We start from the raw sequence: 13,823 nt of genomic DNA on the forward strand, positions 1-13,823 counted from the left end.
GTGTTCGACAGTTGAACACTTTATAAATACATACTTCAGGGGTAAGTTATTGCTTGGAATTAATTTAGGAGTTCACTTCCTTTTTTTATATTTCCTTGTACTTAAATAACCATAGTTTTCTATCATTTTCTAATTTAATATCAAGTTCGATTACTGCTGTCTGCAGTATTTTTTGAACCGGGTTTTGGTCAGAATTCTTTATAGATTCTATTTTTCCTACAGCAGATTCAAACTCATCTTTACTTCCTACAAATGATCCAGTTAAAGCTTCCTTAGCTATAAGTTGAACAAATGGCGCTACAACAGATCTAATGAGACTGCTCGCATTTTTGTAGGTTTTGGTTAAGTATGGTATTACGTTGATAAGCTGGGTTATCGCAGAATCGTGCTTTTTGGAGTAAAATACAAATCCTAAAATGCAAATTATCTGAAAATTTCGATTTTCGCTATCGCCATATCGGTTACTTCTTTGAATTAACTCAGCTGCTGATATTTTGCCTTCAAAGATGGATGTGATTAAATCCAGGAGTTCTTCCCATGTCTGTTTATCTGATGCATTTTTCAGATAATTGGAAAGTAGATCCCTGAAGCTGTAAAAAGTATGCTCTTTATCCGCCTGATCTTTTAGATAATTTGTAAGTACCATTATCATAAGAGGAATTATGGTCACTGTAGTGGTCGTTTCTTCTGCAATATTCCATTTTTCGCTTGGTTTCTCCGCTAAGAGATGCTGAAGGTTTATTTTTTGCAGCTGATTCTGCCTATCCAGAGGAGTGCCGTTTAAATGAGCAGTTACAGCGGAAAATAAAAGCGAGGTTTCAAGTGCTTCGTCAAGTTTAAAATTAATGGTGGAATAGTGCCCGCAAACAGCTGAAATCATTAAGAAAGTTTCTTCGTCACCGGAGTTTCTTGCGATATCAAATGCCTTTAATGACCATGTGTAGGCTTTGTATATCTCATTGATACCTTCAGCAAAAACTGCCATGTGCGCGGTAACAATGGCATCCTTGGTTGAAGCATACAAATCTGAAACGTCCTGTGTGCTAAAAGCATATATGCCCTGAAAGGGTTTCATATATTCACTTCCATCACTTAAATGCGTTGGTACTCTATCCTTTGAAACATACGCCGAAATATATCCAAGAACATGACCTGACCAAGAAAAAATCTGGATCCATTCCTTATTAAATGTTTCTTCTTTGCAGCTCAGTAATCTAGTGACTACCTGTTCAAATATTATGTAACTATTTTCAAATTCATTATTTAACCAATAGGCAATTCCAAGCTCTCCTAATATTTGAATATAAATTAATTCATTATTCTCATATGTTGGAGTTTCTTTATATAGATCGGCAGCTTTCTTTAAAAAATCAATTGATTTTTCAGGATTTGTTGCTGAGTATGAACAGGCGGCATAAATCAGCGAATCAATAAAATCCACCTGCTCCGTACAATTAATTTGTACAGCTTTTGTCAGCCATTCGCTGCTTTTTGCAATCTGCTTACTGTTATAAAATAATCGTCCTATTTTGTCATATATCAAATATTTGGCAATATTCGAATCAAATGTATCAGTAAGCTCAATGGATAATTTTTCCATTTCAGCTACTTTTCCCAGTGCCTGAAACTCAATTACAATTTTCTCCCTAATTACAATGGACTGCAGTATTTCGTTTTTGCGGTTTGTAAAATAACCGCTCAAATAATCCAGATAGGATATGTTCAGATCATTATCCTTTGTGAAGGAAATTATTCTGCCAGATAAAACAGCTATTGCATACTGAGCAATTTCATTTGCAAAGAAATCGATTTGAAAGGTATTTTCTAACTTTTCAACAAGTTCCAGCCAATGCTTAACCTGGTCAAAATTGGACAGATTAGGTACCGGAACCCAAAATAGTCCTGATATTAATTCAGGAGTTGCAATTTCCCGAAAAGGTTCTTCAAGAGATGAGAAATTATTTAACATTATTTCTAAATAATACCAGTAGCCAGCAGTATCAGCACTATCAATATGAGAAACGGTTAAAAGAGACAATAAAACTTTTTCTGAAATCTTCGCGTTATCTTCGTCTCTGTATCCTTTTAGTTTCTCAAGAAGAAATGAAGGATCTTTTCCTAATAGTTTATATAATCGAATTTGTTCGTTTCTAATTTGTGCCCTGAGTATCACACTCATTTCTTTTGGAATGTCAATCTTGGTCCAATAGCTTAAGTATCCCCAATCGATAAGCTGTTTAATGCTTTCAGATGTAACAGCAGATTGATAGACCATAAAGAGAATAATTCCCGCATTATTGAAATCTTTGGCATTTAGAAAGGAGCTGATAATTCGCGATGCACTTATTTGATTGATTTTTTTATCCTCCAAAATAGATTTAGCAATTGCGACATGAGTATTTTTTATAGTATCGGGGGATAAATTTTTCTCACCAATTTTATATATTAAAGGTGAAACCTGATATGATTTATCCTGCTGTTCGACCCATACGTTTACTAAATCCTGAAGTTTTTCATTTGGATGCTGTATTCTTTCCTCAACGTTACTGATTGCAGTAATTTCTTTGAGTCCCAGATCCCAGTTTATCAGACTAAGCCTGTATAGTAACTCCCTTGATTTTTCATCAGTGATATATTTCTTAATTGCGAATTGAGCGTCCTGAAGTACATCGCTTGAAAACTCATTTTTTAAGATGACATCGAGCAACAGCTCTGAATCTTTGCCCCAATTTATTGCTTTCAGGTGATAAATGATCGAACTTAAAAGTTGTGGATTGCGATGCGATACGACGGTTATTAAACCAATATATTGTGCAATAGTCTCATCGCCGCCTGAGTTGAGGATGTACTCTATTATTTCCTCATCGCTGAATTCGAAATCATCATAATGAAGAAAGATATTTTCATCAAATGACTGTAATAAAGCGCGGGGGAATTTAAAATTTGATGTAGTTAATATCCTTACATTGCTTTTTGAAATATTTTCAGATAGTAATTGGAATAAACTATATAAAGGACTATCCATATGAATTTGAGGAATGTCATTTAGAACAATTATCGTGTTGCTGTTGAAAGATTCCAGTACTTTTTTGATCCAGTTTTCCCTGTCATTTTCGATCTGTAGATTAGAAATGGTATAGAAAAGGGTCTCAATGAGCAGTGTTGTTTTTTCAATACTTTCATGATAGGGACGCAGGTCCAGCCAAATAATATTTTGAAATTTCCGAGCAATAAGTGAAGCCAGCTGTGATTTTCCAGTACCATTTATCCCTTGAAAACCAATCCATTTATATTGTGCAAAATTAGCTTTAACATCACTAACTTTTTTATTCCTCTGACTGCCGTTTTTAACCAGTGTCGGGCGGGAGGTAGAAATATTCTTAAGTCTGTAATCAAATACGGTATCGGAATTTTGGATCAAATTAAGATTATCTACCAGTTTTGATATATGTACCGCATTGATATTTGCCTGACTTTCTACAGCATTTACCCTCTCTTCAAATTTGTTAAGCGTATCGTTTAAATATTTCAGCAATTCGATGTCTGCCCTATTTAATTCAGTGTTCGACAGCTGCGTTTTTAGCTCCTGGAAATCTAATTTTTTTAATCCGCGATTGGTCAGCAGCTTAAAAACAAATAAAAATAACTTTTGATAAAGAATTTCGGCGGCATCTGTATCTATGTTTTCAACGATTCTGGCAATTTGATCCTTTATGCTATTGCTTATGTTTATTGCGTCATCATTACTGACAGACCATTCAAAATCTTTAATAAACTGTAAGAGATTATTAGAGTCGGCTATGAAATCATGAAAAGCATTCCAGTTCTTCTGTGCTTCTTTCTGGTCTTCTCTTATTTTTGCCGGATCGCTGATTATTTTTACTGCAACTTTTGTCTTTAAATGATTCTGTATAGTTTTAATTCTATCATCATCCAGGTTAATACTTTCAGCGTTAAAAATTTCCATCCAGGCTTCAATCCCCGATTTGCCTCCGATGAAAAGGGCAGGTCTTTCAATGGTATATTTTGTATTTGTTATAAATTTAAAAAATACCCTATGTCCCTTATTATTCTGTTTGTTTATAAAAAAATTAAGCAGAACCTCTAATGCTAATTCCTGATTAAGGGAGATTTTCGATTCACGGTATTTAATCTGTCCAAGTTCTCTGGATATTTCTTTGTTTTGAATATCTCTATTAATTAAATCAATATCTTCCCCTTTTTCAAGTTCTAATATTTCATTATCTTTCAATGATAACCATCTTTGAATTGTTAAATCAACCTGATACACGAATCCTCTTATAGTACTCCATGCATCCCTATTTGTTATTTCCTTAAACACTAAATTCGTTATTTTAAAATGTTGCTAAATTTTTAATTACTATCCCAAAACCTCTACCATACTCTTGCCACTCTGTTGCTTACTTACCTTAATCTGTACAGGAATCCTTTCTGTCATTTCCTGAACGTGGGAAATCACTCCAACTTTACGTCCCTGATTATGTAGTCTTTCCAAAGCATCCATTGCAATATTCAGCGTGGTAGGATCTAACGAACCAAAACCTTCATCAATAAACAAAGACTCTACTTTCATACGGCTGGATGATAAAGAAGCTAAACCTAAGGCTAGAGCAAGTGACACCAAGAAAGATTCTCCTCCTGAAAGCGAATAAACTGTACGTACCTCATCTCCCATATCATGATCAACTACTTGCAAGCCAAGCGTAGTTGGAATACGTTCAATTTTGTACCTGCTCGTTAGTACCTGAAGATGAATATTGGCATAACCAAGGAGAACATCGAGCGTATATTCCTGTGCAATCTGGCGGAATTTTTTACCATCGGCAGAGCCGATAATTTCGTTTAGTTTGCTCCAATTTTCTGTAATTTTCGCTTGTGCTAAAATGCTTATTAGTAAATCTCCTATTTTATTTTTATTGGTTTCGTCTTGTTGTACTTGAAAACCAATCTCCCCTTTTTTATGTTTCTGTAGTTCAATGTTTGATTTTGCAGCAGTAATTAATACGTTGAGATCATCAAGTGGACGTTCGGATAAGGACATTTGTTGATGAACATCCAACAATTGTTTTCTTTCAACTAGTACGGAGGTAGCTTTGGTTACTTCATCATCAATAATTTTCAATGCAGTACGCTCGTTTTCAATCCAATAATTATCTAATATTAGAAGCTCATGCAATTCTGCTAAGTCTAAGGATTGGTCGTTTTTTCCGTTGTAATCGCTAAGCCATATTTCAATTTTTCGCGAAGTTTTTTGGACTTCCTTTTCTAATGAGCCTAATGTTGCAATTAATTCCTCTTTTTGGGTGTTGGCTTTTGTATTATTAGTACTCAATTGTTGCTGTATTTCTTTAAGCTGGTCTAGTTGTTTTTGGGCTTCGGTTACTGCTTGCTTAATCTGCCCCTCAACCTCTTCTGCCGATTTTCCTTCAAAAATGTTTTCTCGCTGTTGCTTGATATCAAGATAATTTTGATGCAGAGTTGTATGCGCTGCTGTCTTCTTTGCAAACTCTGCTAAAAGGCTTTTGGTTTGGTTTTCAAGTTCTTTTAATGTTGCTTCAAATGCTCCTTTTTGAAGTGTGTATTGCATAAACTTTTCAGTATTTTCTTTCCATATTTCAGTAAAGCTGTTAATGCTATCTAAAAATACAGATGGCGCCGACTTCCAATTCTCCATCCAGTCTGAATTCGTGAAATAATGTGAAAGTACTTTTTCTATTTCACTAAGATCCAATGTAGTTTTGTTCTTTTCCTTAATTTTTCCACTTTGCTGTTCATTATATAAGGCAATGGAAGTTTTTAAGTCCTTTACTTGGCTAGTAAGGTTATCAACTGTTTCTTTATGTTGTTCAATTTTGATTTTACTTGCTTCAAGTTGTTGTTTTTGAGAATCATGATCTTGTATCTTTACAAACAATTCTGCTTGTTTGGTCTTGAGGTTCTTCAACCTTTCCTCAATAAACTCAGCCATTTTAGCTTCTGAAATAGAAGGATTTTCTTTTGAAATATTAAATTTATCCCATGCTTGCTTTTTATTTTCAAGAGCAGCTTCATTTACTTTAATAACCTCGCTCTGACTTTGAATGGTCTCCTCCAGCGTTTTAAAAACTTGTTCAAAAGCAATATATTCACGATAATTGACAAGGTAAAGTTGGTCTTTCTGATTATAAACTTCTTCCAGCTTAGATAGTACGTTCTCTAATTGCGGATTATGTACTGCATAGGGATGGCTTGTACTACCACATACTGGACATGGCTCATCATCGATTAAAGTTTCTCTAAGCGTTTCTACATTTTCGGCAGATGCCAGTTGTGCATGTTTTAGAAGTTGTGAGGCTGTATCTTTTTCCGCAAGTTCTACAACTAATTTCTGGGCAAGTTCTCCTAAAGTTTTTTCCTTAGTTTTGTAATCCGACTGATCTTTTACTTGTTTCTTATTTAAAGTTTCAAGGTCTGTTATTGCATTATACAACAGTTGCCAATTGCCCTGAGCTTTTATTGTGTTTTCAACATTACGATCTGCTTCTACCTTATCTAGATTTAAAGTTTCTATAGGTATTAATAATAACTCTTTGGACTGTAAATCATAGGCTTTTTTTAAACTTTCCCATTCTTTCGTGTATAGGTCCAAGTTTGCTTCGGTTGTTGTTTTATCAGTTTCATTGGAATTAATTTTATGCTTCAATATATCTAACTCCTTAGTGGATGACTGTAATATCTCTAAAAGTTTTTGAGCATCCTGTAATTTGGAAAGAATAATATTTCTATTATCAGCAATGGGACTACGATCTGCATTTTCTATCTTCCAATCCGTTGTAATCTTAATTTTATCGGAAACGTTGGTCAATTCAGTTTGCTTCTCCGTCAAAACTTTTTGATGTTGGTTGACATTGGCTGAAACACTTTCTACATCTTTTTGGGCATTATCTGCTTGATCCTTTCTTTCAGCAAGTAGGGTATCCAGTTTTCTTGCCTGTTCCAGCAAAGGCAAAGTATCATTAAGAGCCTTGTTTTTTTCCTTAAGATCAGTTTCTGAAGCTAAAAGCTGTATTTCAAGTTTTTTCTTTTGCTCCTGAAAAGAAATAATTGTTACTTGTAAGGTATCAAGTATTGTTTCTTTCTCAATATGCTGTTGTTGTGCATGTTTTTGTGCATCTGCCCAACTTCTGGTTTGTTGTGCTTGTTCGGTTACCAGTAGCTTTTGCCTGCGTTGGTAAGCATTTACTTTAACCTCAACTGATGACTGTAATGCAGTATTGGCCTCAAAATAACTACCTTGCAGCTTAACTAGCTGTTCGTGCCAATTTATTTCCGTGGTTAATTTTTCTATTTCCTTTTCTAAGTCTTTAATTTGGGTTTTTAAAATGCCTTGTTCTTCGAGCAAAGTTTTTAATTCTTCTTCATTAAGTGTTGCAATTCCTTCTTTTCTGAAATTAAGGTCTCGAAGTTGCTGTTCTTCGAACTTAAATTTTTCAAAAATCTTTTTCGAAATTTCGGAGTAAACATGTGTTCCCGTTAGTTTTTCTAGCAGTGAGGATTTTTCATCTTTGTTGGCTTTCATGAAAGCGGTAAAATCGCCTTGCGCCAGTAGTACCGATCTGGTAAACTGTTCAAAATTTAAGCCGACCAATCGTTCTATTTCTTTATATGTTTCTGCTTTCTTACCTGGAATATCTATGTGGGAAGTAATGTTCTTTAAAGTAACCGAATCGGCTTGAATGCTGCCTTCGGCTTTGTTTCTAGCACGTCTTACACTCCATGTACTACGGTACAGTTGACCGTCTATGCCTACGAAATCCACCTCAGCAAAACCTTCAGCCGTCCCGTCCCGCAAGATACCTCGAACATCACCTTGGCTGAGTGTGCTTCCCTGAACATCCTGGATCTCTATTCCCATTTCTTTTGCCTGCACGTATCTGGGAGTTTTGCCATACAAAGCAAGACAAAGTGCATCTAATATTGTTGATTTACCCGCTCCCGTGGCTCCTGTAATGGCAAAAATCCCAGCCGAACATAGAGGCTCAGTCATAAAGTTAATCTTAGTCTCTCCTTCTAAAGAAGCTAGGTTTTTTATTCGTATAGCTAATATCTTCATTTTATTCCTCTGTTTGATTTACTTCTTGGTCTACCTGTTGAAAAAGTTGCAATATATCTTCAGGGACATTGGTGCTGTACTTCGATTGATATATTTTGGTAAACACTTCTAAAGGCACTAATTCGTTAAGCTTTTCTTGTGTAATAAACTCAGTAGCTTGGTGAGTAGATTCGGGATATTTCACGTCAATCTTGGCAAGTCTTATTTTCTTGCCTACTAATGCTGTTTCTACCTTATGTCGTAAAGCAGGTTCGGGTCCCTCAAGTAATACCCGAACTTCAAGGTAGGGAGCTGTTTCTGGAGTAGTATCCATTGCAGGTAATTGCTCTAGTAGCGCAATGACTTCTGATAAGGGTCGTGAGGTTAGCGGAATTCTTTGAAGTTGAACAAATAATGGAATTTCAAGCGATTTCATATTGCTAATCTCTTCATCTAGTTCGAAGACTATAACTTGATGCTTATAGTTAAGCTCGGAAAAAGACATGGGTAAAGGACTACCAGAATATCGGATATTTTCTTTTCCGCCAATTCTTTGTGCTTTATGTATATGACCTAGTGCAACATATTTGATGTCTGGATCAAAAGCTGAAGCAGGAATACATTCTACACCTCCCATTATCAATCGCTCAGTTTTATCCAGATCTGTTATTTCTGCATGATGCGTATGCAAATGTCCCATTGCAATTATTGTTTGTCCTTCTTTTTTCTTCTGTTGGGCATAATCAAAAGCTTCTTTATATAGTGTCGTGACTCCTTCCGTATAAGGATTTGCACAATCTGGAATTGCCGTATAATCACCCATACGTAAAAATGGAATAGCAAGGCACCATACTTTGACATTTCCCAATGCATCATGTATAGGAATAATCAATTTTCCGAAATCTATATTACCCTCGGAATCTTTTTCAACTAATCCTATAATGTAGACATTTGAAGACTCTAGTAGTGGTTTAGGAGCTTCTAAACGTGAGGCAGAGTCATGATTCCCAGCAATGATGATAATCTGCAAATTAGGATTTACTTTTGTTGCTCGATTCAAGAAAGTATAAAACATTTTTATCGATGTTGCAGCTGGATTTGAAATATCAAAAACATCCCCACTGATAAGCAGAAGGTCAATTTGCTCTGCTTGGAGTGTCGCAACCAGCCAATCCAAAAACTGTTGATGTTCATAGTTACGATCATACTCATGAAATAATTGGCCTATATGCCAATCCGCAGTGTGTAATATTTTCATATTAAAAAGATATTGAATTGGACATATTTAGAATAGCTGGATTTACTATGTTAAGTAAACTTATTCACGATATTTATTAAAAAAGTGACTACCATGTTACTTTCCTTATCGACTGCCCTAAATCGAAAATTAGTGAGATACATTATCTATCACAAAATATTAATTATAATCTAGTTATCTGTTAATGTAATACTATATGTCAACACAACATTGAGTGATCTAATTTTTTCTTTTATTGTTTTACTTATTCTAATATTTCAACTATGAGTAAAACTACAAGATTATCATTAACCATATTTATGGTTTTCCGTAATCATTTAATATTTTGTATAAATTACTCATACTTTACTAAGTAATTTTTGTAAGATCACGATGGATAATTAATGTGAGTAAAATGATTATTTTCATTTCCAAACTTCTGATCTAAAGTTGTCCAAAACCGTGAAGGACTGTACGGATGAGTTTTTGGACCATATTTCGTATCGACTGTAAACTTCTCTGATCTAACCAAAATACAGCTCTTTTTTGCCCTACTTACACAAACATAGCACAACCTTTGAGCTTCAGCTAAAAGTATAGGATTCTTAACATCTAAATAAAATGGAAAATGTCCTTCTTCCATGCCTAGGAGAATAACCGTTTCAAACTCTAAACCTTTAGCGCTATGCCTAGTGGTAATTGTTACTTCATTGTTAGGAATACCAAGATGTGCAAATCGTTCCAAGGGCATATCCTTTAGATTGTGGCTGGTGGCTTCATCTAACAAAATTTGAAGATTTGCAATCTCATTTGGATACATATCCGAAAGCTCCAGAACTTTTGCAAGTTCTAGATTATTAATCATCAGGCTTAACCAATCCAATACAATTTCCTTTTCTTTTCCTTTCTTTAAAAGTTTATGAAAATCGACTTTTAGATCAATAGTTTCAAGAAATTTTCGTGGATCATTATGATTAATCAATAAGTTCTTCCAATATTTAAAAAGATTTTCAAAAGACTGTTTATCAGGATCTATACACCAATTAGCGCATTCTTGCAGCCAAGTTACTGTGGCACTTTTTTCAAAATCCCACTTTGAAATATAAAAAGGAATATTATTCTTTCTTAAAGCAGCAGCCATTAATCTGACATCAGTATTTGACCATGTAATGATACCAATTTCATTTAAGGCAACGTCATTTTGTATTAATAACGGCACAACCTTATTAGCAACTACATCGTATTGCTGATCCATCTGATGATTGCAGGTGACAAATGTAAAATCTGGATTTTCCTCTAATCTTTTTTTTGCAAAATATGATAAAGGTTTGGATGGTTCAAGAGTTTCTAAAGAAGCCGCAATGATATGCTGGTTGCTTCTATAATTATTAGTCAACAACACAGGATGAATATCATCCCGTTCCATAAGTTCCATCAGAAAATCGGGATATCCGCCATTAAAGCCATAAATTGATTGGTTCATATCACCGACCGCAAAAAGTTTTATATCTGCATTAAAAACAAGTTCCAGTACCATTTCATGTAATGCCTTCCCTAAATCCTGATATTCGTCGACCAGTAACCAAGGAAATCTGCTTCGAAGAGCCATTCTAACAAACTCTTGTTCACGAATTATTTGAGCAGAAATATTAATTATACTTACAAAATCGAGATATTCTGTTTCCAAAAGCTTCTCTTCGAAACATCTTGCAGCATTTACAATCAGATCTGTTGAATCAAATGTAACCTGGCTGACGCCCACTATAGAAAGACTTCTCTGTCTATTGATCTCCATCAATTTTAACTCTTTGCTCGAAACTTGAAACTCTGCAAGTACACTGTTGAAAATTTTTAGCTCGTTCTCTTTTTTAATAATCCTGACTGGATATTTGACCCCATACTGAGGATAAAGATGTGCAAAAGGCTGTATGACATGTAAGAGTGTAAAACTGTGAACAGTACCAATATAATCCTTATTAGTTGGTTTGTAACCATATTCTTTAAGACGTTTTTTAATTTCTCTTACAGTCTCCCTGCTATAACTGATACATGCCAGACCAGAAGGTTTTTTAATGGTGCCATGTGCTAAGCTAGCTGCTTTCAATGCAAGTACTCTAGTCTTTCCGCTTCCTGGCCCAGCAATTACAACTGTATTACGTTGAGAATTATAAGCCTCAATCTGACTTTGGTCTCTTTTAATCAGCTCTAAATCTTCAAAAAAGGAACTATTCATAATCTTCTTTTACTTCTTTTACAAAATTTTCAATCCCATCTTTAATATATTTAGGTATCAGTTCTTCAGTTAGATTTCCTGCCAAACGCTGAGCAAATCTTCCTTTACTTATATTCGATTCAATTTTTTTCAAGGCTGACCAATAGTCAACCGCGTCAAGTGCTTCATCAAAATTTTTCTGCATTTGATCTCCCCCAAGAATAAGTTCCCCGTAGATTTTCTTAATTAAACTTTTTCCATGTGCACTCGTCTCGTTCATCATATCCACCTCAAAAGTATATGTACCTACATTGGCACCACTCTGTTTGAAAAATTCTTTTATATCTTCAGGTGATTGTGGAACATCTGCAGGATCTACAATATTTAGATCTACGAGAAGTGCATTCACATTTTCAATTCCTCTGTACCCGAATGGTCGCCCAGTAAGATCATCCATTATATGATATATTCTTTCCTCTACGACACTTCCATCAGCCTTAGTATTACTGTTAATTTCATAATAATCTCCATCCGTAATTAAATGCCATGGTATATTCAATGCCTGCAATAATTGAATATATGGCTTAAAATTGGTTGAATCTATGTTGCAAACCACAATACCAAAGTCATCCAATGGTATGTTTAGTATATTGGCTGCTGCCGGAATAATATATTCTTCTGTAATTCCTTCAACAAGAATAACTCCTTTTCCAAAATATAATTCTCCTCTCTTTGCATCAATGTATCTCTCTATATCCTTTCGTTCTCTATCATTAATCATCAAATTTGCTGTTGAAAAAACATCACTAGCATCACCAATTTTTCTGATGTGTACTATTGATGACAGCGGTGCCACAGAACTAATAAAAGTAGAGTGTGTGGTAAATATCACTGATGTATTGCTTTTATTTAGTACTTCCCTAAATATAAGCCTTTGAAGAATTGGATTTAAATGTGCTTCTGGTTCTTCAATGGCTAGAATGGTAAATGTTTGCTGTACACCATTATTTTCATCCATCCAAGAATATAAAATTTCCATATCTTCATCGGCAATCTGGGACTTTAATATATACTTTGATTGGGCACTTATATCATAAAAATTATTGATTATTTGTGTTTCATCTAATAGTAATAGTTCCTGGAATCTTTCAGCCTTGATAATGGGAGGAATAGTCCTATCTTTCAGTAAAACAAGCATTAATGTAATGTAGAGGATATTACCAAGACCCAAACTGAGTTCCCCTACAGGCCTTTCGCTCACACCAAAATAGACTTGAAGTGTATACAATAGTCTCTCTGTGTCGATATCGAAAGTACTTAAAGTAATATCATTGTCGGTTTGCAGACCAGAAAGTGAAGCAAATCTATCTTGTATAACATCTTTAATATGGACAATTTCATCCAATTGCAATAAATCATCGGCAGCAGCTTTCATTGATTCGGAAATATTTTCTAAATCTTCCTTTGAAATATCATACTTCTTAACCAGTTTATAAAGTGGGGAATTTTTATTAGCCTTTAATTCGCGCTCTACGTCTCTCAGTGCCTTAACAACATAGATGTTAATAAATCCACGGTCTTCACTTGTAAACTTAGACAACTCTTTGTTTCCTTTGTAAATCTCATATTTGTAATTAAGAATATTTCCTAATGGTCCAACATTTGGGAAAAATCTATATACAAATTGAAGTGTGGGTGGTGCATCATCAATTACAGCATCAACAAATTGTCCTATTAACCTTGAGTTGTGCTCAAAACCTTGGATTTGAATCATAATTTCGATAATTTGTCCATTTACCATAGGATCAGGTAAACTTTCATGAAAGTCACTTTCAGATAACTGTCGGTCATTATCTGAGAAGTCTTTATCTAATATCAATTGAATAGCTCTGAGGAAATTAGTTTTTCCTATATTATTTTCTCCAATTATGACCTGTTTGTGATCCAGAGTAACATCTACATTCAAAAAATTTCTAAAGTTTTGTATTTTTACCCGTGAAATATAAGGATTCTTGTATTCTGCCATAAAATGTATTTTAGTTTTTAATCTTCTATTTAATTCGCGTAATAATATGAAGCAACTTGCAATATAATTTTAAATTAAAATTGAGGACGATTTGAAGATTTTTGATCGAGCAGAATATTTATTTAAATTACTTTATTTTTTGTTAAAATTATGGCAATTTAACAAAAAATAAAGTACGAATAACACTATCTAAAAAAAATCAGTTTTTCTTTTTTAGATTCCCAGATGGTTTTTAAATCTAATACTATATAAACTT

At 34.4% G+C, this 13,823-nt stretch carries 5 protein-coding genes; all 5 read right to left on the reverse strand.

Annotation, left to right across the window (positions count from 1 at the left end):
- Window positions 1-85: 85 nt before the first annotated feature.
- Window positions 86-4,252, reverse strand: coding sequence for a hypothetical protein (locus tag OIU83_RS01180; protein WP_264204451.1), 4,167 nt, complete (start codon window positions 4,250-4,252; stop codon window positions 86-88).
- A gap of 129 nt (window positions 4,253-4,381) precedes the next feature.
- Window positions 4,382-8,113, reverse strand: a complete 3,732-nt coding sequence (locus tag OIU83_RS01185) for an AAA family ATPase (protein WP_264204452.1) — start codon at window positions 8,111-8,113, stop codon at window positions 4,382-4,384.
- A 1-nt stretch (window position 8,114) separates the two neighbouring features.
- On the reverse strand, window positions 8,115-9,350 hold the full coding sequence (locus OIU83_RS01190) for an exonuclease SbcCD subunit D (RefSeq protein ID WP_264204453.1): 1,236 nt from the start codon (window positions 9,348-9,350) through the stop codon (window positions 8,115-8,117).
- A gap of 367 nt (window positions 9,351-9,717) precedes the next feature.
- The gene (locus OIU83_RS01195) at window positions 9,718-11,562 is read right to left on the reverse strand and encodes a UvrD-helicase domain-containing protein (protein ID WP_264204454.1); all 1,845 of its coding nucleotides are present in this window, start codon (window positions 11,560-11,562) and stop codon (window positions 9,718-9,720) included.
- Window positions 11,555-13,567: an ATP-dependent nuclease gene (locus tag OIU83_RS01200; protein WP_264204455.1), complete on the reverse strand. Its 2,013-nt coding sequence runs from the start codon at window positions 13,565-13,567 to the stop codon at window positions 11,555-11,557. The genes OIU83_RS01195 and OIU83_RS01200 overlap by 8 nt, the downstream gene beginning before the upstream one ends.
- Window positions 13,568-13,823 lie beyond the last annotated feature (256 nt).

Origin of the sequence: Flavobacterium shii, assembly GCF_025847235.1 — a bacterium.
In the GTDB taxonomy this organism is placed as follows: domain Bacteria; phylum Bacteroidota; class Bacteroidia; order Flavobacteriales; family Flavobacteriaceae; genus Flavobacterium; species Flavobacterium shii.